The sequence below is a fragment of the Chryseobacterium foetidum genome, from assembly GCF_025457425.1.
In the GTDB taxonomy this organism is placed as follows: Bacteria; Bacteroidota; Bacteroidia; order Flavobacteriales; family Weeksellaceae; genus Chryseobacterium; species Chryseobacterium foetidum.
This window is the reverse complement of the sequence record NZ_JAMXIA010000001.1, coordinates 1,126,184-1,152,352: the sequence shown is the minus strand read 5'-3', so window position 1 is coordinate 1,152,352 and position 26,169 is coordinate 1,126,184. Positions and strand designations below refer to the sequence as shown.

16 protein-coding genes, 2 tRNA genes and 3 rRNA genes are annotated in these 26,169 nt (G+C 39.8%); 16 read left to right on the top strand and 5 right to left on the bottom strand.

Going from position 1 to position 26,169, the window contains the following annotated elements:
• Nucleotides 1-38: 38 nt before the first annotated feature.
• On the bottom strand, nucleotides 39-401 hold the full coding sequence (locus NG809_RS05490; RefSeq protein WP_262148746.1) for a winged helix-turn-helix transcriptional regulator: 363 nt from the start codon (nucleotides 399-401) through the stop codon (nucleotides 39-41).
• A 91-nt stretch (nucleotides 402-492) separates the two neighbouring features.
• Here NG809_RS05490 and NG809_RS05485 point away from each other — a divergent pair, with 91 nt between their 5' ends.
• The 3 genes from NG809_RS05485 (at nucleotide 493) to NG809_RS05475 (ending at nucleotide 2,859) form a co-directional block, all read left to right on the top strand.
• Nucleotides 493-1,023: an NAD(P)H-dependent oxidoreductase gene (locus NG809_RS05485; protein WP_262148744.1), complete on the top strand. Its 531-nt coding sequence runs from the start codon at nucleotides 493-495 to the stop codon at nucleotides 1,021-1,023.
• A gap of 325 nt (nucleotides 1,024-1,348) precedes the next feature.
• Nucleotides 1,349-2,248, top strand: coding sequence for an EamA family transporter (locus NG809_RS05480; protein WP_262148743.1), 900 nt, complete (start codon nucleotides 1,349-1,351; stop codon nucleotides 2,246-2,248).
• Nucleotides 2,249-2,307: 59 nt separating this feature from the next.
• On the top strand, nucleotides 2,308-2,859 hold the full coding sequence (locus NG809_RS05475) for a DNA-3-methyladenine glycosylase I (RefSeq protein WP_262148741.1): 552 nt from the start codon (nucleotides 2,308-2,310) through the stop codon (nucleotides 2,857-2,859).
• A 127-nt stretch (nucleotides 2,860-2,986) separates the two neighbouring features.
• Here NG809_RS05475 and NG809_RS05470 read toward each other — a convergent pair whose 3' ends face one another.
• From NG809_RS05470 to NG809_RS05455, 4 genes are all read right to left on the bottom strand, one after another.
• On the bottom strand, nucleotides 2,987-3,355 hold the full coding sequence (locus tag NG809_RS05470) for a glyoxalase (protein WP_262148739.1): 369 nt from the start codon (nucleotides 3,353-3,355) through the stop codon (nucleotides 2,987-2,989).
• Nucleotides 3,356-3,366: 11 nt separating this feature from the next.
• Nucleotides 3,367-3,708 (bottom strand): hypothetical protein, encoded by a 342-nt coding sequence (locus NG809_RS05465; RefSeq protein WP_262148738.1) that lies wholly within the window; start codon nucleotides 3,706-3,708, stop codon nucleotides 3,367-3,369.
• Nucleotides 3,709-3,786: 78 nt separating this feature from the next.
• Nucleotides 3,787-5,382, bottom strand: a complete 1,596-nt coding sequence (locus NG809_RS05460; RefSeq protein WP_262148737.1) for a patatin-like phospholipase family protein — start codon at nucleotides 5,380-5,382, stop codon at nucleotides 3,787-3,789.
• A gap of 158 nt (nucleotides 5,383-5,540) precedes the next feature.
• A complete protein-coding gene (locus tag NG809_RS05455) occupies nucleotides 5,541-6,440 on the bottom strand; it encodes a magnesium transporter CorA family protein (protein ID WP_262148736.1) in 900 nt (299 codons plus the stop codon).
• A 365-nt stretch (nucleotides 6,441-6,805) separates the two neighbouring features.
• Between NG809_RS05455 and NG809_RS05450 the strand changes: the two genes are divergently transcribed.
• The 13 genes from NG809_RS05450 to NG809_RS05390 all read left to right on the top strand — a co-directional run bounded on the left by NG809_RS05450 (nucleotide 6,806) and on the right by NG809_RS05390 (nucleotide 26,161).
• Complete coding sequence (locus NG809_RS05450) at nucleotides 6,806-7,828, top strand: 3-oxoacyl-ACP synthase III family protein (protein ID WP_262148734.1); 1,023 nt, start codon at nucleotides 6,806-6,808, stop codon at nucleotides 7,826-7,828.
• 192 nt (nucleotides 7,829-8,020) lie between these two features.
• Entirely contained in the window at nucleotides 8,021-8,395 is a 375-nt protein-coding gene (locus tag NG809_RS05445; RefSeq protein WP_262148733.1) for a VOC family protein, read from the top strand.
• Nucleotides 8,396-9,250: 855 nt separating this feature from the next.
• Nucleotides 9,251-11,512 carry a glycoside hydrolase family 3 C-terminal domain-containing protein gene (locus tag NG809_RS05440; protein ID WP_262148732.1) on the top strand — a complete coding sequence of 754 codons (2,262 nt, stop codon included), beginning with the start codon at nucleotides 9,251-9,253 and terminating at the stop codon, nucleotides 11,510-11,512.
• Nucleotides 11,513-12,527: 1,015 nt separating this feature from the next.
• Nucleotides 12,528-13,793, top strand: a complete 1,266-nt coding sequence (glyA, locus tag NG809_RS05435; RefSeq protein ID WP_262148730.1) for a serine hydroxymethyltransferase — start codon at nucleotides 12,528-12,530, stop codon at nucleotides 13,791-13,793.
• A 51-nt stretch (nucleotides 13,794-13,844) separates the two neighbouring features.
• Entirely contained in the window at nucleotides 13,845-14,405 is a 561-nt protein-coding gene (locus NG809_RS05430) for a regulatory protein RecX (RefSeq protein WP_396124817.1), read from the top strand.
• A 1,728-nt stretch (nucleotides 14,406-16,133) separates the two neighbouring features.
• Nucleotides 16,134-17,650: ribosomal RNA gene (locus tag NG809_RS05425) — 16S ribosomal RNA — on the top strand.
• Between the two features lie 274 nt (nucleotides 17,651-17,924).
• Nucleotides 17,925-17,998, top strand: a tRNA-Ile gene (locus NG809_RS05420).
• 94 nt (nucleotides 17,999-18,092) lie between these two features.
• A tRNA-Ala gene (locus tag NG809_RS05415) sits at nucleotides 18,093-18,169 on the top strand.
• Nucleotides 18,170-18,371: 202 nt separating this feature from the next.
• A 23S ribosomal RNA gene (locus tag NG809_RS05410) occupies nucleotides 18,372-21,134 on the top strand.
• A 163-nt stretch (nucleotides 21,135-21,297) separates the two neighbouring features.
• A 5S ribosomal RNA gene (gene rrf / locus NG809_RS05405) occupies nucleotides 21,298-21,405 on the top strand.
• Together the 16S, 23S and 5S rRNA genes with 2 tRNA genes alongside form the textbook arrangement of a ribosomal RNA operon.
• Nucleotides 21,406-22,898: 1,493 nt before the next feature.
• Nucleotides 22,899-23,219: a hypothetical protein gene (locus NG809_RS05400; protein ID WP_262148729.1), complete on the top strand. Its 321-nt coding sequence runs from the start codon at nucleotides 22,899-22,901 to the stop codon at nucleotides 23,217-23,219.
• 121 nt (nucleotides 23,220-23,340) lie between these two features.
• Complete coding sequence (locus tag NG809_RS05395) at nucleotides 23,341-25,305, top strand: polysaccharide biosynthesis protein (protein ID WP_262148727.1); 1,965 nt, start codon at nucleotides 23,341-23,343, stop codon at nucleotides 25,303-25,305.
• A gap of 46 nt (nucleotides 25,306-25,351) precedes the next feature.
• A complete protein-coding gene (locus NG809_RS05390) occupies nucleotides 25,352-26,161 on the top strand; it encodes a polysaccharide biosynthesis/export family protein (RefSeq protein WP_262148725.1) in 810 nt (269 codons plus the stop codon).
• The last annotated feature ends 8 nt before the right edge of the window (nucleotides 26,162-26,169 follow it).

Sequence of the window (26,169 nt, the reverse complement as noted above, 5' to 3'; positions counted from 1 at the left end):
AGAATAACTATTTTCATTGATATAGCATTTTAAGATTATTAATTTTCAATACTTGCCTTATGCATCGTTCCCCATTTATCTAATTCCTCGATGACAGGTTTTAATTTGTAACCAATCTCTGTCAGCTCATATTCAACTCTTGGCGGAACTTCGGCAAAAACAGTTCTTGTGACGATTTTGTCTTCCTCCAGTCTTCGCAATTGAAGCGTGAGCATACGTTCTGTGATATTTCCCAGACTTTTTCTGAGTTCCCCGAATCTAAGTTTACCGTTAATCAGATAACTGCAGATCGCCAGTGACCATTGTCCGCCAATCAGTTTCGAAGCATAAAGCTCGGGACACTCTTCTACAAGGGCTTTTTTATTGGCAAAATTGGTTGAGGTTTCTTTTATTTTAGTCATTACTTACATTTTTTATAGTACCATACAATTGGTGGCTAATATCGGAAAAGTAAGTTACACCTGTTATTTTTGTAAAAGAAATTTTTAAAATATGAAAACATTAGTAATAGTAACTCACCCCAAAATGGAAGAATCTTTAATCAACAGGAGATGGGTGGAAGAGTTGAATAAATTTCCCGAAAAGTATACCGTTCACGAACTGTACAAAAATTATCCTGACGAAATATTAGATATTAAAAAAGAACAGGAACTCGTTGAAGCCTACGATAAAATTGTCTTCCAATTTCCTTTTTATTGGTTCAGCAGTCCGTCTCTGCTCAAAAAATGGTTTGACGAAGTTTTGTTGCACGGCTGGGCATATGGAAGCAAAAGCGGATATAAAGTCGGTGGAAAAAAAGTTGCTCTGGCAATATCAGCGGGTGTTGATGATGAAGATTTTAAGGCTGATGGAAAATACAGACATACCGTGATTGAATTCACAAGACCTTTCGAACTCAGTTTTGAATACGTAAAAGCAGATTACCAGAAACCTTTTGTCTATTATGGTTTAGAACATAATGTTTCTAAAGAATGGATTGAAAGAAGTGTTCCACTGTATCTGGATTTTATCGATAATCTGTAAATCATTAAAATCTCTGAAGTTTTATGGAGATTTTTTTTTGAATTCTAAAAAAATTGCCCCGTCCCATCGATGTTTTTGCTCAATCAATAATGGTTTGAACTTTCCCAGGTTGGGATATCATCCCCCGAAACTGGTTTGTCTTTTCCCAACTTGGGACAGTACCATTCTAAACTGGTTTGCCCCGTCCCAATTTGGGAAAGTTTCCCACCAAAAAGGTTTGCCTTAGAATCATAAAATTTTAATTAAACTGGCGAAAGCTTCTCAATCTGTCATGCCTTAATTCCCTATCTTTGCCTCACATTAAAGCAATAAATTCCATTTCCCCTTGAACAATCTGAAATACTACCTCGCTGCCATTACTGCCTTCTCACTATGGGGAACTTTCAGTTTGGTTTTGAAGCCGCTGCATTCTTATCCTTCACTGGATATTCTCTTTTACAGAGTGTTCAGCTGTGCTGTTATTATGACTTTGGTGACGGTACTTTTCAGAAAGGTAAAGTTGAGGAATAATCTGAATAATTTTAAAAATCTAATTCCCAAAGACAAACGTAAAATCATCGGATTAAATATTCTAAGCAGTATTTTACTCACCGGAAACTGGTTTTCATTTATCTACGTGATGAATCACATCAGCGTGCGGGCGACCTCTGTAGCCTATCTCGTATGCCCTATCATTACAACGATTCTGGCTTTTTTTATTCTCCGTGAAAAGCTCAGCAGACTCCAGTGGATTTCCGTTTTTCTGAGTGCGGTGGGATGTATTTTGCTGTCATACGCCAATCTTCTGGATATGATCTACAGCAGCCTCATCGGTTCTACGTACGCCTGTTATCTTATTATTCAAAGCACCAATTCGAAGTTTGACAAATTTCTGGTGCTCAATTTCCACATGATTTTGTCGGCGTTAATCTTGCTCCCGTTTTTCCCAACGTACTCAGGACCAGTTCCTGCGGATTTTACATTTTATTTTTATATCGAAATCATCGCAGTGATGTATACCATCGTTCCATTGCTGTTAAATTTATATGCTTTATCAGGAATTGCTTCTTCAAAAGTGGGAATGATTCTCAACATCAATCCCATCATCGCATTTATTCTGGCAGGAGCGGTCTATCATGAAAAACTTGATTTTGTACAGATTTTAGCTTACTCAATCATCTTTTTTGCGGTAATTGTTTTTAATGGAAAAGAGATTTTCAGATTAAAGGAAAAACAGATTGCCTAAAGTTTTCCTGACAGGCAGGTGTCAGCAGTTTGTATTATCTTTAGCAAAATTTTATCACAATGAGTTACTGTTCAGCCATCGAAAATATGCAGCCCGAAACCCGAAAAGAGCTGCACAAAAATTACCACGACAACCATTACGGCTTCCCGATTCATGATGATAATGAACTGTTCGGAAGATTAATCATGGAAATCAATCAGGCAGGTCTGAGCTGGGAAACGATTTTGAAAAAAGAGGAAGGTTTCAGAAAAGCCTATGACAATTTTAATATTGAAAAAGTTGCTGCCTACACTGAAGAAGACCGTGAAAGATTACTGGCAGATCCCGGAATTATCAGGAATAAACTGAAAGTAAATGCCGCAATCGAAAACGCAAAAACCATCATCGAACTTCAGAAAGAATTTGGATCATTTGAAAAATGGCTGGAACACCATCATCCCAAAACCTTACAGGAATGGATGAAACTCTTCAAAAAAACCTTCAAATTCACCGGTGGCGAAATCGTAAATGAATTTCTGATGAGCATTGGATTTCTGAAAGGCGCTCATGCGGAAGGGTGTGAGATTAACGGGAAAATTTTGAAAGAGAAGCCGATGTGGGTTTTAGGTTGAGGTAAAGGTAAAGGTTAAGATTGCGGCGCTGGAATTATTCAATAGGAATGGGCTTCAGTCCATTTATGCGTATTGAGGCAAAATTGGCTTTAGCCAAAACCTAAGTAATTCTTTGAGAAATTAAACATTATTTCATCTGACTTTTTAATCTCTCAATCAACATCGTCATGATCCTTTTGTTAAAAACCTTGCTGTCTGAAATATAAATTTTCATTTCTTCATGAGTAAACATTCCGATCGTTATTCCGATGAAAGTATTTTTCAAAACACTGTCTTTCTGTAGGCTTTGCTCAATCATGATGTTCTTTTTTGGCACAGACAAAGTTTCAAAATCTGAATTCTGACGGATTGCATAATTTTTAAACAGGGATAAATACAAATCATTCTGCAATTTTAAAATGGGACGCAGGGTTTGGTTTTGAAACAATTCGATGGGAGTTGTTGCATCTGTATTGGGAAGGTTTAGGGATTCTCTAAGATCTATTTTGGTTGTCATGCTTATAATAATTATTTCGAGTGCCAACTGAATGAACAATATCTGCATTGTTGTGCATTGGGTGTACGTGCAAGTTTGCCACATTGTGAACATTTATTAAAAAATACAAGCTCGGGCGTTTCTGTTAAAATTCTTTTAACCACATTTCTTTCAAATTCATCGTAGCCTTGTTTCAGAAGATCGAGAGTTTCAGGATCATTATTAATCCATCCTTTTTCTGTCATCATATTCCTCAACGTTATATTGTCTGAGCTTTTAGACATGTACATTTTATGTTTCAATGCTAATTTTTCATTGTCAGTCATTAAGTTACTGAAGTATGTAATCACATAATGTATTTTCTCTTTGTCCATAATATTAAAGAAGTAATATTTTTTTCTGTAGATTTTTCGATAGTGAAATCTAAAAACACTAAAACTCTCCAACCCAACTCACCCCACCGTCGGCGTATCCTCCTCCTTTATGATCTTTTTCTCCTTCATCGAAACAATCATTCTTTCATATTTGTATTTTTCCCAGTCGAAGCGGTTGAGGAAATCGAGGGCTGCCTGAAATCCGCGGTTGAAAAGGTCTTCTTTTTCTTCCTTTTCCATGAAGAAATTCAGCCAGTTGCTTTTGCCGCAATTGACGTTTTGGATGCTGTAGATGTCGTAGAAGCTGTATTTGCTAAGAAATGCTTTGTCGTTGAAACCTTTCATCGTGCTGATGATATTTCCGGCAAAGGAAAGGGGAGTTTTCAGAATTTCGTCTGAAGTGTGCTGTTTATCGGTGAGCATGTCGGAATCGCTGGTAAGTTTCACCCCGAAAATCGGGAGTCTTGGGTAGAAAACATCATTGTTGTGAAAAAGATCGACGGGGAAATTGGAAAGACTTCCGCCATCGATGAAAATTCCGGTAGGGTAGATGTCTTCGGGAGAAATATTGAGCCAGTATTTCCATGCGTATTTTACAGAATCGTCTTTGCTGTTGATAATTTTCTGCATCGGTTCAAAGAAAAACGGAACCGACATTGAGGCACGCACAAATTCAGCCGGACTGCTTCGTTTCAACTCCTCCTCAGACCAGTACAGATTGGCCATCGCCGGCAGTTCGACCTTGATTTTGGCGCTGATGTCTGTTGTGATGACCACATATTCAGATTTTAAGAGATAAAACGGATTGGTTTTGTAGTAGTCATTATTTTTGGCACTTTCAAAAAAAAGTCTGTAGCGGGTTTCGTCGATGTGATTTTCGGTTTTTGTGTGGCCGGCTTTTATTTTTTCAATGCTCTGAAGGGCTAAATCATAATATTCCGAACCACTTCCGTAGCGGTAGTTCAGGTTTAAATTTTCCTCTTTCTGCGAGAATTTTCTGTTGAGGTCGGCAACGGTTTTTATTCCGAATGCATTCAACACATCGGTCATTTTTTCAAGAAAAGTATTTCCGGGATTCAGTCCGCTGTTGTTTCTCTTAAAATCACGATAGAGTTTTCGGAGATACAAAAAAGCAATAATCAGCGGAATAATCGGAATTAAAAACAGAAGTTTCGTGTAGAGAATACTTCCGGTAGGCACGGCAAATGGGGCAATAACAAGTGCCAGCATCAGAATTCCTGCTAAAATAAAATTGGTCTGCAGGAAATGTTTGTTGTTCAGAATCGAGTGAATGGTCGTTTTCACATAATCCTTACCATCCATAAAATCAGCAAAATTCCAGTTGAATAGAATGTCTTTGATGACGTCACTTTTCGCATCTTCCTTGGTTTTGCAGGCTGCAATCAGCATGGTGTTGATGGCTCCGGCACTCGTTCCAGCCACTTTCAGAAATCGGATTCCGAAGATCTCGAGTCCGTACAGATAGCCCACCAAAGCACTTCCCCAGACGCCGCCACCTTCCTGCACAAATTCTACATACTGATTTCCGCTGGTATCCAAAAGATCTGAAAATTCTTTTTTAGAGATAATTTCATGCAGTGCCACGAGTTTTTCTCGGGATTCTGCCGAAAGCGTGGCATCTTCAAGGATTGTGTTTAAAATTTCGGGTTTCATGATTTGGTGTGGTGTTTTTGTTTGATTTCATTGAGAATTGCTGGGACGAAAATCACTTCTGTTATGATTATAAATTTAGATGTTCTCTCGCAGATTGAGCTGATTTTGCAGATTACTATAACAAAAAATCTGCGTCATCTCCCAGATCTGCGGGAGTCTTACCATTGCTTTCTCCTCGCATAGATAAAAGTGCATATCACAATTAATCCCATTAATCCTAAAGTATAAAAATATCCATATTTAGTATGAAGTTCCGGCATATTGTCGAAATTCATCCCGTAAACACCGGCGATGAAGGTAATTGGTAAAAAATAAACCGAGTAAATTGCCAGAACTTTCATTACCTGATTCGCTTTCTGGTCTGAGAGTGCGAGAAACATGGAGATAAGGTTGGTAATCTGGGAATTCAGGTGGTCAAAATCGGTGACTACATCTTTGTGTTTGTCCTTTAAATCAGCAATTTCAGAGTCCTGAAGATTGAGGAGTTTAAATTTGTCAACAGCATCCGTGGAAATGGAAAGTACTCGGGAATTCAGCCCCGATTTTCTTTTCAGGCGGTACAGTCTGCGGATTTGATTGGTGTGATTGGTGTTTTTCAGAAAAATTTCATTTTCAATGGAATCCATGGTTTCCAGAAGGTTTACAGATTCATCATCAAAACTTTTCATAATAAGAAGCGTGAGATAAAGGGCAATTTTTGCAGGATTGCATTCTTCATTTCCCGAGCTGAGCTGTTTTTTGGTCTGTACAATACTTTTGGTCTTCATGCGGTGTACCGTGATAATCGTTTCATTAAAAATGAAGATGCCGATTTTGGTGCTGATATCGCTGATGGTGTTCAGATTTTTGCGTTCCTGCTCGGTGCTTTCACGCAGGAGAAAAAAACGGATGTTGCCATCCTGCTCATATTTTGGTAGGTGATTGGGATCCATCGTGTCTTCCAGAAGAAGATTGTTGATTTCATACCGCTCATGCAGGAATTTTAAATCCTCTTCTGTAGGCGCTTCCACGTCTATCCACTCACAGTTTTTATCTCGGTAAAGGGTTTCTATTGGCATACTATAAAAGTAATGATATTTGAAAAACAAAGATATACTGAAATGAATATTTACTGATATAAAAAGGATAATTTTAAATCGAAAAAAATTGCACCAATAAGATTTATTAAATTGTCAAGTTCGCTTAAGGAAATATCTGCAGATATTCATTCAGCAAATCCGTTATGTTTAATATCTGTTTGTCATTCCTGAGAAAACCAAGCATCATCAATTTAATTGAGTTTAAAATCAAACCTCTAAAATATTCATTATGCAAACTTCAAATATTAAATGTGTCCCTTATCTTTACCTAAACCTAAACCTAAACCTTAGCCTCAACCTAATATATATCAAATAAATTTTATCTTTACCAAAATAAAAACAATATGATTAAAAGTACCATAAAAGGCATTGGTTTTCATGTTCCGGACAATATTGTCACGAACGATGACCTCTCAAAACTGATGACCACCAACGACGATTGGATAACCGAACGTACCGGAATTAAAGAAAGAAGACACCGCGAAAACCGCAATGATGCTCAGGAAACTACAGCGTATTTGGGTTTTAAAGCTTCTGAAAAAGCATTGGAAAAAGCAGGATTAACGGCAAAAGATATCGACTACATTGTTTTCGCAACACTTTCTCCGGATTATTATTTTCCGGGATGCGGCGTTTTGCTTCAGGATATGCTGGGTTGCGACACGATCGGAGCTTTGGATGTGAGAAATCAGTGTTCGGGTTTCGTCTACGCAGTGAGTGTGGCAAATGCTTTTATTAAATCTGGAACTTACAAAAATATTTTGATAGTCGGAGCGGAAGTGCATTCTTTCGGACTTGATTTTTCTGATGAAGGCAGGGGAGTTTCTGTTATTTTCGGAGATGGGGCAGGAGCGATTGTCCTTTCAGCAACGGAAGATGAAAATGCCGGAGATATTTTAGCAATGAATATGCATTCTGAAGGAAAATATGCTGATGAATTATGTACACAATTTCCGGGATCAAAATATGGCTGGAGCGACAGAATGAGAAAAGAGCCGGAAAATGTGACTAATAAAGAGGTCTATCCGATCATGAACGGAAATTTCGTTTTCAAACACGCCGTGACCAGATTCCCAGAAACCATGCAGGAAGCTTTGGATAAAGCAGGAAAAACGATTGAAGATTTAGATATGTTTATTCCACATCAGGCGAATTTAAGAATTGCCCAGTTTGTTCAGCAGAAATTTGGTTTACCGGATGAAAAAATCCACAACAACATACAAAAATACGGAAACACCACAGCTGCATCTATTCCGATTGCATTAAGTGAAGCAATAGAAATGGGCAAAATCAAAAGAGGAGATTTAGTCCTTCTTTCAGCCTTCGGTAGCGGATTTACCTGGGGAAGTATTTTGTTTGAATATTAGAGCCTGTTTAAATTTCAACAAAATTAATTTCCCCGACCCTAGAGGGAGTTCATTTTGATGAAATTTTCAAAGGTATTTTTCCACCCTTTAGGGTTGGGGAAAAGAAAAATGACGTAAAATTTTGTTTTTTAATCATGTTTAAACAGGCTCTAAACAAACACCCATCACCCCACACCCAGCATCCAACAAAAAATGAAAAAAGTAACAGGCATCGGCGGAATATTTTTTAAAGCAAAAGACACCAACGCCATCAACGATTGGTATAAGAAAAACCTCGGATTAGATACAACTCCATACGGCGTTAGTTTTGAATGGAAAGACAAGGAAACCGGCAGTACAGGAACTACGCAATGGACACCATTTGCAGATAATACAGAGTATTTTGAGCCTTCTCAGAAAGAATTTATGATCAATTATCGTGTAGAAAATCTCGAATTATTGGTGGAAGAACTCAAAAAAGAAAATGTGAAGATTTTAGATGAAATTCAGACTTATGATTATGGAAAATTTGTCCATATTTTAGATTTGGAAAACAATAAAATCCAGCTTTGGGAACCAATTGATTAAAAACATCAATATAATATCATGCAATCTCTTCAGTTTTTGGAGAGATTTTTTATAATTCAACGGCTTTGAGAAATAACTTTTATATACCTTTTTGACTTCGGAAACGGAGGCGTTAGAAAATTTAAAAGAAATTCCGTTAAGAAATTCCCACTGTTTGAGTGCGGCAAAAATTACCTTTAAATAAAGTAGTCTTCTATCCGCCCGAAACCTTCAGGTTCGACGACTAGAGGGAGTCAATTTTGGAAATTTTAGGAGATTTTTCAAAATTTTAGCTGAGTTTCCAAGTCTTGAACTTTTGGTTCTTTTGTTTCAAGACAAAAGAACAGAGTATTTAAATTAAACAAAAATGATGAGAATTCAAGTCGATAGTTTTTGGAGAAAAAACATTTTTGAGGAATTAGGTATCTGAGTTTCGTTAATATTTTTAAATATTTCCTTAAAACTTAATATTTTAAAAAAATCTCTTCAAATCATTTGAGGAGGTTTTTTATTTATCAGCGGCTTTGTGAAAAAATAGTTATAAATTTTTTGACTTCGGAAAAGGAGGCTTTAAAAAATTTAAAAGAAATTCCGTTAAGAAATTTCCACTGTCTAAGTGGCGGCAGGAATCATTTTAGATAAACCAATCATCTTTCCGCCCGAGTTTGGAAATTTTAGGAATTTCTTTCAAATTTTAGCCGAGTTTAACGTCGTCGAGTCAAGGATTTCCAGGTTTTGAATTTTTTGTTCTTTCGCTTCAAGGCAAAAGAACAATTAATTTTACTTCAAAGTAAATTTTTTTAAAATTCATTGTCTCATTTTGAGCAAATAAAATTAAAATGCTTAAATTTGTTACCAATTCAAACTAAAAGATTTATGATCAAAAAAGCTGCTCTCTTTAGTTTTTCAATATTACTTTCCGCTTCTGCATTTTCGCAGAACAAAACGATACCGGTTTATCTGGATGAATCAAAACCTGTTGAGCAAAGAGTAAAAGATGCACTTTCAAGAATGACTCTTGAAGAAAAAGTGGCGATGCTTCACGCGCAGTCAAAATTCTCTTCTCCAGGCGTTCCCCGTTTGGGAATTCCCGAATTCTGGACTACGGACGGGCCTCACGGTGTAAGACCTGAAGTACTTTGGGACGAATGGGATCAGGCAGGCTGGACGAATGATTCAATTATCGCTTATCCGGCTCTCACAGCACTTTCCGCAACATGGAACAAAAATATGTCATGGAATTACGGTAAAGCTTTGGGAGAAGAAGCCCGATACAGAAAGAAAGATATTCTTTTGGGGCCTGGTGTCAACATTTACAGAACACCACTCAACGGACGAAATTTTGAATACATGGGAGAAGATCCGTATCTCATTTCAAAAATGGTGGTTCCTTATATAAAAGGTGTACAATCCAATGGCGTTGCTACTTCTGTGAAACATTTTGCGCTCAACAATCAGGAAATGTTCCGCCATACCAGCAACGTGATTGTGGATGACAGGGCGTTGTATGAAATTTATCTTCCTGCGTTTAAGGCAGCCGTTACGGAAGGCGATTCATGGACGATCATGGGAGCTTACGACATGTACAAAAATCAATACGCCAGCCAGAATCAATATCTTTTAAATGACATTCTGAAAAAAGAGTGGAATTATAAAGGAGTAGTGGTTTCAGACTGGGGAGCGGTCAACAGTACCGAACAGGCCATCAAGAACGGTCTGGATATGGAATTTGGAAGCTGGACGAATGGCCTTTCTGCCGGAACTTCCAACGCTTACGACAATTATTATCTGGCTTATCCTTACTTAAAAATGATTAAGGAAGGAAAAATCGGAACCACCGAACTGGATGATAAAGTCACCAGAATTCTAAATTTAGCTTATAAAACGACTTTAAACAGAAATAAACCTTTCGGAAATGTTGCATCAGCAGAGCACAGAACAATAGCGAAGGAAATAGGCGAGGAGGGAATTGTTCTTCTTAAAAACGATAAAAACGTTCTGCCAATTAATACGAATACTGCTAAAAAAATTGCAGTAATTGGTGAAAACGCCATCAAGGTAATGACTGTCGGCGGTGGATCTTCTTCTTTAAAGGTAAAATACGAAACTTCACCTTTGGATGGAATCAAAAACAGATTCGGTAAAAATGCTGATGTACAGTTTGCCAGAGGCTATGTTGGCGATGTCGGCGGAGAATACAACGGTGTAAAATCCGGTCAGGATCTGAAAGACGGCCGTTCTGCAGATGAGATTTTAAAAGAAGCAGTCGAACTTGCTAAAAATTCAGATTACGTCATTTTTGTTGGAGGTTTAAACAAAGCCGATTTTCAGGACAGCGAAGGAAATGACAGAAAAAGCTATAGTTTGCCATACAATCAGGATAATGTAATCTCAGCGTTGGCAAAAGCCAATAAAAACTTTGCAGTCGTTTTGGTTTCTGGAAATGCAGTGGCAATGCCATGGGTAAAAGAAGTTCCAACCATCGTTCAGGCTTGGTATCTTGGTTCAGAAGCAGGAAATTCAATTGCCTCAATTCTTGCAGGAGATGCTAATCCTTCCGGAAAATTACCTTTCACATTTCCGGTAAAACTGGAAGATAATTCAGCTCACAAACTGGGAGAATATCCTGGCAATAAAGAAGAGCTGGCTGCCGGAAAAGGTAAAGATCAGAAAAATCCGATCAATATTACTTATAACGAAGGGATTTTGGTTGGTTACAGATGGCACGATACCAAAAAGATTAAACCGTTATTCAGTTTTGGTCATGGTTTAAGTTATACTACGTTTCAGTTTGGTAAAGCTGTTTCAGATAAAACCACCATTTCTCAGAACGATAAAATCAGTTTTACTGTAAAAGTTAAAAATACTGGCAGTAAAGCCGGAGCAGAAGTGGTTCAGCTTTATATTTCAGACAAAAAATCATCTGTTTTAAGACCTGAAAAAGAACTGAAAGGTTTTGAAAAAATATTTTTGAACCCTGACGAAGAAAAAGAAGTGACTTTAACAATAGATAAAGAAGCTTTAAGTTTCTTCGATGCCGAAAAACACGCATGGGTTGCCGAGCCGGGAGATTTCGAAGCCCAAATCGGAAACTCTTCAGACAATATTCTCACTAAAGTAAAATTTACTTTAAAATAAAATTTCTTCAATTGATTATTTTTAAAAGTTCTGTGATTCGTTTCGCGGAACTTTTTTGTTTTAAACGACTTAGGCTGCGGAGGCGTTAAGAAAATATTTAAAAATTTCATTAAGAAAAATCTACTGTCTGAGGGTGGGCAATGTTGGGGTTAAATTCCTGCTTCCCTTACTGCCCGAGTTTAGATTTTACAGAAATTTTTAAATATTTTTAGCCGTAGTATCCAGTCTTGATTTTTTGTAACTTTTGCATCAAAGCAAAAGTTAAAAGATATTCTCACCAAAGTAAAAATTTGCTTTACAATAAATGATTCTTCAATTGATTATTTTTAAAAGTTCTGTGATTCGTTTCGCAGAACTTCTTCTGTTTTAAACGACCTAGGATGCGTAGGCGTTAAGAAAATATTTGAAAATTTCGTTAAGAAAAATCTACTGTTTGAGGGCGGGCAATATTGGGGTTAAATGCCTGCTTTCTCTTCCGCCCGAGTTTAGATTTTTTAGAAATTTTTAAATATTTTTAGCCGCAGTATCCAGTCTTGATTTTTTGTAACTTTTGCATCAAGGCAAAAGTTAAAAGATATTCTCACCAAAGTAAAATTTACTTTACAATAAAAATTTCTTCAATTGATTATTTTTAAAAGTTCTGTGATTCGTTTCTCAGAACTTTTTTGTTTAGATGACCTCGGAAACGGAGGCGTTAAAAAATTTTAAAAAAAATCCGTTAAGAAATTTCCACTGTTTGAGTGGCGGCAAAAATCATGTTAAATGAAACTCATTTTTTTTCCCGCCCGAGTTTTGGAAATTTTAGGATTTTTTTTGAAATTTTAGCCGAGTTTCCAAGTCTTGAATTTTTGGTTCTTTTGCTTCAAGGCAAAAGAATATATATTTAATTTTCTTTTTCAAATAAAAATTTGATAGTTTAAATCAAATTAAAATCAAATTTATCATTTGAATTATATTTTAAATCTTATTTAAAATTCCTTATTTTTGCTGCAGTAATCTAAAACTTAAAAAGTAAATGGACATTATTTTTGACCTTATCGAAAAAGAAAGACAGAGACAGACGCACGGTATCGAGCTGATCGCATCAGAAAACTTCGTTTCTGAAAACGTGATGAAAGCAATGGGAAGTGTTTTGACAAACAAATATGCAGAAGGCTATCCCGGAAAAAGATATTACGGAGGTTGCGAAGTCGTAGATGAGGTAGAAACTTTGGCAATCAACAGAGCTAAAGAACTTTTTGGAGTAGATTACGTCAATGTTCAGCCACACTCAGGTTCTCAGGCGAATGCCGCAATTTATTTGGCAGTTCTGAAACCGGGTGATAAAATCATGGGTATGGATCTTTCAATGGGAGGTCACCTTACCCACGGTTCTGCGGTGAATTTCTCAGGAATTCAGTACGACGTGGTTTCTTACGGAGTTCAGAAAGAAACAGGTTTGATCGATTATGATCAAATGAGAGAAGTGGCATTGAGAGAAAAACCAAAAATGCTGATCGCAGGTTTCTCGGCTTACTCAAGAGATTTGGATTACGCAAAATTCAGAGAAGTGGCAGACGAAATCGGAGCTACACTTTGGGCAGATATCGCTCACCCGGCAGGTTTGGTGGCAAAAGGACTTTTAAATAATCCTTTCGAACACTGCCATGTGGTAACTACAACTACGCACAAAACTTTGAGAGGTCCAAGAGGCGGAATGATCATGATGGGCAAGGATTTCGAAAATACATACGGTCACAAAACTCCAAAAGGCGAAATCAAAATGATGAGCCAGGTTCTTGACGGAGCAGTTTTCCCGGGAATTCAGGGAGGTCCGCTGGAGCACGTGATCGCAGGAAAAGCTGTAGCATTCGCAGAAGCGATCGATACTCAGTTTGAGACCTATGCAAAACAGGTTCAGTCCAACGCAAGAGCATTATCAAAATCAATGATCGACAGAGGTTTCGAAATCGTAAGTGGCGGCACAGACAACCATTTGATGTTGGTAGACCTTAGAAATAAAGGCGTAAACGGAAAAGAAACTGAAAAAGCCCTGGTTTTGGCAGATATTACATGCAACAAAAACATGGTGCCTTTCGATGACAAATCACCTTTCACAACTTCTGGAATCAGATTCGGAACTGCAGCCATCACAACAAGAGGTTTAAAAGAAAACGATATGGACACGATTGCCGGACTGGTTTCTGACGTGGTTGACAACATCAAAAACGAAGAAGTAATCACTTCCGTAAAGAAAAAAGTAAACGAATTAATGGAAGGCAAAGCACTTTTCAATTATTAGAAGGCTTTCGGCTGATGGCATCTTGCTTTTAGCTGATATATAATATAAAAGGTGCAGATTTATTTTGCACCTTTTTATATAGACAGTAATTTTGCTTCCATCTTCCATCTTCCATCACCCAACACCCATCACCCATCCTTGAGCAAATCCTATACCTTTCAGGAAATCAAACAGAAACTTGTCAACTACTGTGTTTATCAGGATCGCTGTCATGCCGAAGTGGAGCAGAAGATGAGAGATTTTCTGTTGATTGATGAGGCAAAAGAGGAAATCTTTCTTTATTTATTAAAAGAAAACTATCTCAACGAAGAGCGTTTCACCCGCAGTTACATCCGCGGGAAATTTTACATCAAACATTGGGGTAAAACCAAGATCAAGATCCATCTGAAACATAAAGGCATCACCGAAAAGCTCATCAGCAAATGCTTTGACGAAATTCACGATGAAGACTACCAGAAAACCATCACAAAAATTTATCAGGACTATTCATCCAGACAGCACGGTTTAAAAGAATATCAAAGAAAATCCAAAACCATCAAATATCTCATCAGCCGCGGCTTCGAATACGACAAAATTCAATTCGCCATCGAAGATTTAGAATCCGAAGCATAAAAATAAGGCTCTAATTTCGGATAGAATAAATGTTATAAAACTTTTCAATATAATAACCCTATCATCATTTAGATTTTTTTTATACATATTTACTGCCTGCTTAACATTGCTCATTACCCATTGCTTATTACCTATATTTTCAGGAGCCGGGAACCCGCTGTCCACTATATCTTTTGCTTTTCGTTCCTCATCACAAAAGGATGCCGTTTCCATCGGGGCTAGTAACGATTTTGCTTTTTTAGAACGACTGTATTTTGATAAGTAATGAGCAATAAGTAATGGGTAATTAGTAATATGTAATTTCAGGAATTTTACTTTACAGAACTTTTTTACAAATCCAATCACGAACCTATAACTTAAAACCTAGATTTTAAGCATCCATTTTCCCACATTTTCAGTTTGATTATTAGTAAAAAAATAAAACCCTCCTTTATTATAATGTAGTGTTGAATCATTCCCATCCTCCGGAGGGTATGTCAAAAATCGCAGATTTTCAACGGGGGTGGTCACTCCCACGCAAAAATCAATCTTTTAGGAATCGAAGTATAACAACATCAAGTAAAACTCTCACCGCTGGTGCGGGCGTCCCGCCCGTACCCACTCGGAAAATCACAGTCTCCCTGCTCTGCACCTCAAATCTCAAACATCAAATCTCAAATTTTTCTGTCCGCTGGTTCGGGCGTCCCGCCCGTAACCCATAAAAAAATTACAGCAGCAATAACTCTCCATTTTCAAAACCCAAATAACTCGTCACCTTCATTTCGCAGCCCGTAATCCAATAACCCGCACCCCGAATCTCAAATCTCAAACATCAAATCTCAAATCTCAAATCTCAAATCTTTTTGTCCGCTGTTGCGGGCGTCCCGCCCATACCCACTTAGAAAATCATAGTCTCCCTTCCGGCAACTGTCTAAAATGCCACATTTGTCAAAAATCCGACCAGCAAAATCACACCCACCATCACCGCACTCCATCGGATTGCCATCTAAAAAACCAGCACAATGACCTCCCGCCACAACAATGCCACACCCCGTACCCTGAAATCAATCATTCCTTCACTCTCCGGCTCTCCAACTCAACCACTAACCAACTCAACCACTAAAGTCCTCCAAACCCCGTACCCTGAAATCAATCATTCCTTCACTCTCCGGCTCTCCAACTCAACCACTAACCAACTCAACCACTAAAGCCCTCCAACCCCGCACCCCAAAAACTCCCATCTCCCATCTTCCATCTCCCATCTTCCCACAACTTTTCCCACACTTAACCAGCGTGTTGGGATATTATGTTAAATAAAAGTTACGAAATAGTTGCGGGGAAAGGTAAAAGTTTCTACTTTTGCACCACTGAAAACGGAAGGAAGTAAGTAGCGCAGAAGAGTAAAGATAAGAACAAAACTTCAAAAAAAATATTAGCTGAAAAATTTGCAAGAATAAAAAACAGTTGTATATTTGCAATCCCAATTAGGGGAGCGCAGAAGTTAATTGATTGAATGAAAAACGGGAAGATTAAGGTCATCAAAAAACTTTAAAATTTCTTGAAAAAACATTTGGTCATGTTAAAATAACTTATTACTTTTGCACACGCAAATACGGGGTGAAACTGACAGAAAAGTAGCCCGGTTAAAAAGCGGAAGAGAAGAGATCATTGAAGATACAATATAACAACCAAAAAATAAGGAAAAACTAAAGCGTAATTAAAGAAACTTTGAGTGAGTCAGACAAACATACAATGGAGAGTTTGATCCTGGCTCAGGATGAACGCTAGCGGGAGGCCTAACACATGCAAGCCGAGCGGTATTTGTCTTTCGGGACAGAGAGAGCGGCGTACGGGTGCGGAACACGTGTGCAACCTGCCTTTATCAGGGAGATAGCCTTTCGAAAGGAAGATTAATATCCCATAATATATTAAGTGGCATCATTTAATATTGAAAGCTCCGGCGGATAGAGATGGGCACGCGCAAGATTAGATAGTTGGTGAGGTAACGGCTCACCAAGTCAGTGATCTTTAGGGGGCCTGAGAGGGTGATCCCCCACACTGGTACTGAGACACGGACCAGACTCCTACGGGAGGCAGCAGTGAGGAATATTGGACAATGGGTGAGAGCCTGATCCAGCCATCCCGCGTGAAGGACGACGGTTCTATGGATTGTAAACTTCTTTTATACTGGGATAAACCTACCCTCGTGAGGGTAGCTGAAGGTACAGTATGAATAAGCACCGGCTAACTCCGTGCCAGCAGCCGCGGTAATACGGAGGGTGCAAGCGTTATCCGGATTTATTGGGTTTAAAGGGTCCGTAGGCGGATCTGTAAGTCAGTGGTGAAATCTCACAGCTTAACTGTGAAACTGCCATTGATACTGCAGGTCTTGAGTAAAGTAGAAGTGGCTGGAATAAGTAGTGTAGCGGTGAAATGCATAGATATTACTTAGAACACCAATTGCGAAGGCAGGTCACTATGTTTTAACTGACGCTGATGGACGAAAGCGTGGGGAGCGAACAGGATTAGATACCCTGGTAGTCCACGCCGTAAACGATGCTAACTCGTTTTTGGGTTTTCGGATTCAGAGACTAAGCGAAAGTGATAAGTTAGCCACCTGGGGAGTACGTTCGCAAGAATGAAACTCAAAGGAATTGACGGGGGCCCGCACAAGCGGTGGATTATGTGGTTTAATTCGATGATACGCGAGGAACCTTACCAAGGCTTAAATGGGAATTGACAGGTTTGGAAACAGACTTTTCTTCGGACAATTTTCAAGGTGCTGCATGGTTGTCGTCAGCTCGTGCCGTGAGGTGTTAGGTTAAGTCCTGCAACGAGCGCAACCCCTGTCACTAGTTGCCATCATTCAGTTGGGGACTCTAGTGAGACTGCCTACGCAAGTAGAGAGGAAGGTGGGGATGACGTCAAATCATCACGGCCCTTACGCCTTGGGCCACACACGTAATACAATGGCCGGTACAGAGGGCAGCTACTTAGCGATAAGATGCGAATCTCGAAAGCCGGTCTCAGTTCGGATTGGAGTCTGCAACTCGACTCTATGAAGCTGGAATCGCTAGTAATCGCGCATCAGCCATGGCGCGGTGAATACGTTCCCGGGCCTTGTACACACCGCCCGTCAAGCCATGGAAGTCTGGGGTACCTGAAGTCGGTGACCGTAAAAGGAGCTGCCTAGGGTAAAACAGGTAACTAGGGCTAAGTCGTAACAAGGTAGCCGTACCGGAAGGTGCGGCTGGAACATCTCATTTTAGAGCGTCTTTCGACGTTAAACAAAAACAGTACGCAAGTACATTGTACTTATTTAAAGTTTTTTAGCTTTAGTTTTTTTATTTGGTTGGTATATATATGAATGATAAAAGATAATTGATCAGTGATAAAACATCATACATCAATCATCATTTATCACTTATAAAAAACATAAACCCACTAGAAATTAGTATAAGGGATAAGAGATTGGGAATGAAAATGAAATATGCGGTATGAAAATATCAATTATAACTCATTAATCATCACTCATAACAAAGTCTCGTAGCTCAGCTGGTTAGAGCGCTACACTGATAATGTAGAGGTCGGCAGTTCGAGCCTGCCCGAGACTACTAATTTAAGTGATTTGAAATTGAAGGTTTGAAATTTGAAATTCGTTAAGTCTGAATATCAAATCTCAAATATCAAATCTCAAATCAAACTAGAGGGGAATTAGCTCAGCTGGCTAGAGCGCCTGCCTTGCACGCAGGAGGTCAAGGGTTCGACTCCCTTATTCTCCACCATCACCGATGGTTTAATTTTAAAAAGCAGATAGAGCCAAAAACAATATTTTGCGAATTAGATCAGAAGTAGAGAAAAGATCATTGACATTAACGGTAAAGATATCACAAAGAGAAAACCGGGCGCGGAAAAGCGCTTGAGTTTACAAAAATATTATTGGCAGCAATGCTGATTAAAAAATACTGAACTAATCAACAAATTAGGAAAGAAATCGTTAAGGGCGTATGGCGGATGCCTAGGCTTTCAGAGGCGAAGAAGGACGTGGTAAGCTGCGAAAAGCTCGGGGGATTGGCACACACGAATTGATCCCGAGATGTCCGAATGGGGCAACCCGGCATGTTGAAGACATGTCACTCCGCAAGGAGAGCAAACCAGGAGAACTGAAACATCTAAGTACCCTGAGGAAAAGAAATCGAAGAGATTCCGTAAGTAGTGGCGAGCGAACGCGGATTAGCCCAAAAGCTTTTATATGTTTAATAGAATGTTCTGGAAAGAACAGCCAAAGAGGGTGATAGCCCCGTATATGAAAGGCATATTAAAGTGATAAATGAGTAGGGCGGGACACGTGAAATCCTGTCTGAATATGGGGGGACCATCCTCCAAGGCTAAATACTCCTGAAAGACCGATAGTGAACAAGTACTGTGAAGGAAAGGTGAAAAGCACTTCGAATAGAAGGGTGAAACAGAACCTGAAACCGTACGCCTACAAGCGGTCGGAGCCCACAAGTTGGGTGACGGCGTGCCTTTTGCATAATGAGCCTACGAGTTAATTTTACTAGCGAGGTTAAGCACTTCAGGTGCGGAGCCGGAGCGAAAGCGAGTCTGAACAGGGCGCATAGTTAGTAGGATTAGACGCGAAACCTTGTGATCTACCCATGGGCAGGTTGAAGCTTTGGTAACACAAAGTGGAGGACCGAACCGGTTGACGTTGAAAAGTCTTCGGATGACCTGTGGGTAGGGGTGAAAGGCCAATCAAACTGGGAGATAGCTCGTACTCTCCGAAATGCATTTAGGTGCAGCGTCGATTTACAGTTTATTAGAGGTAGAGCTACTGATTGGATGCGGGGGAGTCAAATCCTACCAATTCCTGACAAACTCCGAATGCTAATAAATGATGGTCGGCAGTGAGGGCATGGGTGCTAAGGTCCATGTCCGAGAGGGAAAGAACCCAGACCAACAGCTAAGGTCCCCAAATATATGTTAAGTTGAAGCAACGCGGTTGGACTGCATTGACAGCTAGGATGTTGGCTTGGAAGCAGCCATTCATTTAAAGAGTGCGTAACAGCTCACTAGTCGAGCGGTCCGGCATGGATAATAATCGGGCATAAACATATTACCGAAGCTATGGATTTACAGTCACGGGACTGTATCTGGTAGGAGAGCATTCTGTTTGCGCCGAAGCAGTACTGTGAGGTATTGTGGAGCGGACAGAAAAGAAAATGTAGGCATAAGTAACGATAAAGCGGGCGAGAAACCCGCTCACCGAAAGACTAAGGTTTCCTCAGCCATGCTAATCAGCTGAGGGTTAGTCGGGACCTAACGCGAACCCGAAAGGGGTAGTGGATGGACAATGGGTTAATATTCCCATACTTGCTCACACTAAAAAGGGGACGGAGTGCCGTACTTACTGGAGACTGACGGAATAGTCAAGACCTAGCCTTCGGGCGAAGTTGCTGTAGGGAAAGTGCTTCCAAGAAAAGCCGAAGTGAAGCAACCCGTACCATAAACCGACACAGGTAGTCGAGGAGAGAATCCTAAGGTGCTAGAGTGAATCATGGTTAAGGAACTAGGCAAAATAGTCTCGTAACTTCGGGAGAAGAGACGCCATCAGCAATGGTGGCCGCAGTAAAAAGGCCCAGGCGACTGTTTATCAAAAACACAGGACTCTGCAAAATCGAAAGATGCAGTATAGGGTCTGACACCTGCCCGGTGCTGGAAGGTTAAGGAAGGGCGTTAGCAGCAATGCGAAGCGTTTGACTGAAGCCCCAGTAAACGGCGGCCGTAACTATAACGGTCCTAAGGTAGCGAAATTCCTTGTCGGGTAAGTTCCGACCTGCACGAATGGTGTAACGATCTGGGCACTGTCTCAACCATGAGCTCTGTGAAATTGTAGTCTCGGTGAAGATGCCGAGTACCCGCAATGGGACGAAAAGACCCTGTGAACCTTTACTATAACTTCGTATTGACTTTGAGTAAGTAATGTGTAGGATAGGTGGGAGACTATGAAGCAGGCACGCCAGTGTTTGTGGAGTCAACGTTGAAATACCACCCTTTACTTACTTGGAGCCTAACTTCTTAATTGAAGGACACTGCGTGGTGGGTAGTTTGACTGGGGTGGTCGCCTCCAAAAGAGTAACGGAGGCTTTCAAAGGTACCCTCAGCACGCTTGGTAACCGTGCGTAGAGTGTAATGGCATAAGGGTGCTTGACTGTGAGACCTACAAGTCGATCAGGTGCGAAAGCAGGACATAGTGATCCGGTGGTTCCGTATGGAAGGGCCATCGCTCATAGGATAAAAGGTACTCCGGGGATAACAGGCTAGTCTCCCCCAAGAGCTCATATCGACGGGGAGGTTCGGCACCTCGATGTCGGCTCGTCACATCCTGGGGCTGGAGAAGGTCCCAAGGGTTGGGCTGTTCGCCCATTAAAGTGGCACGCGAGCTGGGTTCAGAACGTCGTGAGACAGTTCGGTCTCTATCTATTGCGGGCGTTAGATGTTTGAGAGGGCTTGAATCTAGTACGAGAGGACCGATTTGAACAAACCTCTGGTGTATCAGTTGTTCCGCCAGGAGCACCGCTGAGTAGCTACGTTTGGAAGAGATAAGCACTGAAAGCATATAAGTGCGAAACTCGCCTCAAGATGAGACATCTTTTAAGGGTCGTGGGAGATGACCACGTTGATAGGCTACAGGTGTAAAGCTGGTAACAGCATAGCCGAGTAGTACTAATTACCCGTAGATTTATAGCCTAATTGGCAGCGTTAATCCGCGCCGCTCAGGTTCTCTCTTTGTGAATGTTTTTATCGATAAAATTATGTAGAATGTATGAAAGTACAATGTACAGAGTAAAGCACAACGCTTACATACTTTATACATTATACAACAGTACATCCCTACGTTATATACAGCCTTTAGGGTGGTTTTAGCGGTGGGGCTCACCTGTTCCCATTCCGAACACAGAAGTTAAGCCCACCAGCGCCGATGGTACTGCGAAAGCGGGAGAGTAGGTCGCCGCCAGTTTTTTATTCAAATCCTCAATCATTTATTTGATTGGGGTTTTTTTTATTTTGATGCGGGGTGCCAGATGCGGGATGCGGGGTGTGAAATTCAAGATTTAAGATTTAAGGTTCAAGGTTCAATATTCAAGGTTCAAGGTTCGGGATGCGAGATACGGGGTGCGGGATGCGGGATACAAAATTCAAAATTTAATATTCAAGATTCAAAATTCGAGGTACGTATTCAAAATTGAAGATACGGGATTCGGCTGCTGGAAGGAATCAAAATCTTAGCTGGCAGACAATAAACCATTCACAGAGAGCTTTTACCGTGCTTTTGATTAAAAAAATGATATATCGGTGGCGTCCAACACCCAATATCATTCATCATTTATCATTCATCAGTGCGGGATGCGAAATTCAAAATTTAGAATTTAAAATTCGGGATTTAATATTCAAAATTGAAGATACTGGATTCGGCTGCTGGCAGGAATCAAAATCTTAGCTGGCAGACAATAAACCATTCACAGAAAGCTTTTACCGTGCTTTAGATTAAAAAAAATGATATATCTGTGGCGTCCAACACCCTATATCATTCATCATTCATCATTCATCAGTGCTGCTGGTAGGAATCAAAATCGTAGCTGGCAGACAATAAACCATTCACAGAAAGCTTTTACCGTGCTTTTGATTAAAAAAAATGATATGTCTGTGGCGTCCAACACCCTATATCATTCATCATTCATCCTTCATCATTCATCAGTGCTGCTGGCAGGAATCAAAATCTTAGCTGGCAGACAATAAACCATTCACAGAGAGCTTTTTACCGTGCTTTTGATTAAAAAAAAATGATATGTCTGTGGCGTCCAACACCCAATATCATTCATCATTCATCATTCATCATTCATCATTCATCAATCATTAGTTCGGGATGCGGGATTCAAAATTTAGAATTTAAAATTCGGGATTTAATATTCAAAATTGAAGATACGGGATACGGCTGCTGGCAGGAACCAAAATCTTAGCTGGAAGACAATAAACCATTCACAGAGAGATTTTTCCGTGCTTTTCATTAAAAAAAATGATATGTCTGGGGCGTCCAACACCCAATATCATTCATCATTCATCATTCATCATTCATCAATCATTAGCTCGGGATGCGAAATTCAAAATTTAGAATTTAAAATTCGGGATTTAATATTCAACATTGAAGATACGGGATATAGCTGATGGCAGAAATCAAAATCTTAGCTGGCAGACAATAAACCATCCACAGAAAGCTTTTACCGTGCTTTTGATTAAAAAAATGATATATCTGTGGCGTCCAACACCCAATATCATTCATCATTCATCAATCATCAGTGCGGGATGCGAAATTCAAAATTTAGAATTTAAAATTCGGGATTTAATATTCAAAATTGAAGATACGGGATAGGGCTGCTGGCAGGAATCAAAATCTTAGCTGGCAGACAATAAACCATTCGCAGAGAACTTTTTCCGTGCTTTTCATTGAAAAAAATGATGTATCTGTGGCGTCCATCATCTATCATCAATCATCCAACACCCAACAACCAACATCATTCATCATTCATCAATCATCAATCATCAATCATCAATCATCCAACACCCAACACCCAACACCCAACAACCAACATCATTCATCAATCATCAATCATCCAACACCCTGCACCTAGCATCCAGCATCAATCATCAATCATCAATCATCAAGCATCCACCACCCACCACCCAACATCCATCACCCATCACCCAACATTCCCTTCTTTAATCTTCAAAATGAGAATTATCACCTCCTGTGGTCATGAAGTTTCTGCTGTATAATATTGATTATTAATGCTTTAAACCGCTATATGGAAATCTTCTAAAAATGAAACAAAAATCCATTATTTAACAATAATATTCATAAATTTGCGGTTAAGTAAATACAATTCTAAATACATTGATGAATAAACTGAGCGATGGTTTGAGAGCATTATATGCCGGTGATAACTTATTGAGAATTACACGGGTAAGATACATCCCCAGATGGATGGTATTGTTTTTTGACCTTGGCTTCGTATTTTTCTCTGTTCTTATTTCCTATTACTTTCTGCTGAAGCTCAATGTTAAACTCAATTATCAGAATCTTTTACCGGTAAAGATCCTTATTGTTCTGGCGGTTAATGTTGTATTTATGTTTATTTTCCGCACCTATGCCGGAATCATCAGACATTCTACTTTCTTCGACTTTTTTAAAATACTTCTGTCTTCAGGTAGCAGCTTAATAGCACTCATTGTCTTAAACTACTTTTTTTATCTGGTAAGAGGTAAACCGCTGTTTCTGTATCCCAATATTTTTCTGTTTTTCTTCGTTTCGGTGTCTTTCCTGTTTTTCTTCAGAATGGCTACCAAAAGATTTTTCAATGTATTGGTTGATTTCAGCAGGGCACCATCTACACTGAATATTGCTGTAGTAGGCGTAGAAGATGTGTCGGTCGCTCTCGCAAGAGCCATTATGCACAATCCCAACTACCCGTACAGGTTAGGTGGTTTTGTCACCAACAGAACGGATTCTAAAAGAGCCGTACTTCTGGGACATAACATCTACAGCAAGAAACATTTTTTCAGTAGTCCCAAAATCCTCAGAGACTTTGATGCGGTCTTGCTCATCAAAGAAATCATGAGTAAAAAAGAACTCGAGGAATGGATGAACCTGTCTCTGGACAGTGGCCTAAAAGTCTTAAAAGCGCCAACCATTGGAAAAATGAGAGATCAGGACCTGGTGGGTGGAATCAGAAATCTGCAGATTGAAGATTTACTCAACAGAAGACCGATTAAGATCGAGAACGTAGAGGTGAAGAAAAGACATTTCGAGAAGAATGTACTGATCACCGGAGGTGCCGGTTCTATCGGCAGTGAGATTGTAAGACAGGTCGCAGAATTCAATCCTACCAACATTGTCATTCTGGATCAGGCGGAATCCCCGCTGTATGATCTGGAACTTGAGCTGTTGGAAAAGTTTCCTGCACAGAACTTTAAATTCATCTTAGCGGATATTTCAAACAGTTACAGGCTTGAAAAAATATTTGAGGAATACAGCTTTTCCATGGTATATCATGCCGCTGCCTACAAACACGTCCCTCTGATTGAAGAAAATCCGCATGAGGCTGTTTTTGTCAATATCTTAGGGACGAAAAACGTCGCTTTACTGTCAAAGAAATACAAAGTCAACAGATTTGTGATGGTGTCTACCGATAAAGCGGTAAATCCTACAAATGTAATGGGAGCTTCCAAGAGAGCGGCAGAACTCTTTGTGCAGTCTTTACAGAATACCGAGGGCAATGTCACCAAATTTATTACCACGAGATTTGGAAATGTCTTGGGTTCCAACGGTTCTGTAATCCCACATTTTAAGAAACAGATTCTGAAAGGAGGGCCCGTAACCATTACCCATCCGGATATCATCCGCTATTTCATGACCATTCCCGAAGCCTGCGAACTGGTACTGCAGGCAGGTACAATGGGAGATGGTGGAGAAATCTATGTTTTCGATATGGGTGATCCTGTGAAAATTGTAGATCTTGCGAGAAGGATGATAAAACTTTCAGGCTACATTCCGGATGAAGATATTAAAATCACTTTTATTGGTCTGAGACCTGGGGAGAAACTCTATGAGGAACTCATCAGCGATAATTCCACTACGGTTCCTACACACACAGAGAAAATCATGATCAGCAAAGATTACTGTGAAGATTTCAAAATGGTGGATGAGCACTTTGTAAAGCTCATACGCTCTGCAATGAAAAAAGACAAAAATGAGGTCGTAGGATTATTAAAATCCCTGGTACCTGAATATATTAGCAACAATTCTGAATTTGAACATTTAGACAAGAAAAAAGAAACCAACATCAATCCGGCAGCTTCCTGATCACCAGATATCAGAATCATGACTGTTGAATAACAATAAAATAATAATGAATTTCAGAAAACTCTGCCTTTATGGCTTTACAGGTCTTGTATTGGCATCCTGTACACCGAGACAGGAAATCAACTACATGACCGATATAGACTCTGTGTCGCTGGACAATGCCATAAAAAACAGCCGCAGCAGTCTTCAGCCCGGAGATCAGCTTATCGTAAAGATTTCTGCACGTGATATGGACGCTGTGCAACCCTTCAACCAAAACTATTCTTCATCCGCTACGGTTACCCAGTATTCTTCACCGAATTCGAACAACATACCACAGCAGATTCCTGCTTCCGGACCAACCTATTTTGTAGATACAGACGGTAATATCATTTTCCCTCAGCTGGGTAAAATCAGCACTAAGGGTGAAAATATTGAAACCTTCAGGGAAAAACTGACAGGCTTGCTGAGCAGATACATCAAAGATCCGGTTGTAGATGTAAAGCTGGTGAATTTCAAAGTATCGGTAACCGGTGAAGTGGCAAGACCGGGGATGTATGTAATTCCTGACGGCCATGCCAATATTCTCAATGCACTGAGTCTTGCGGGAGATACTACACCGTATGGAATCAGGAACAATGTACTGATCATCAGAAATGTAGACGGTCAGATTACAAAAGAGAGAATAGATCTTACGAAAGCCGGTTTCATCAACTCACCGTATTATTATCTGAAGCAGAACGATATTATCTATGTGCAGCCTAATGCCAACAGAGAGAAAGCAGCAAGAGTAGACCCGAATACAGGTCTTTATATTTCAGTAGCATCGGTAATCGCATCACTGGTCATCGGAGTTTTGGCGCTGACTAAAAACTAACACAAACT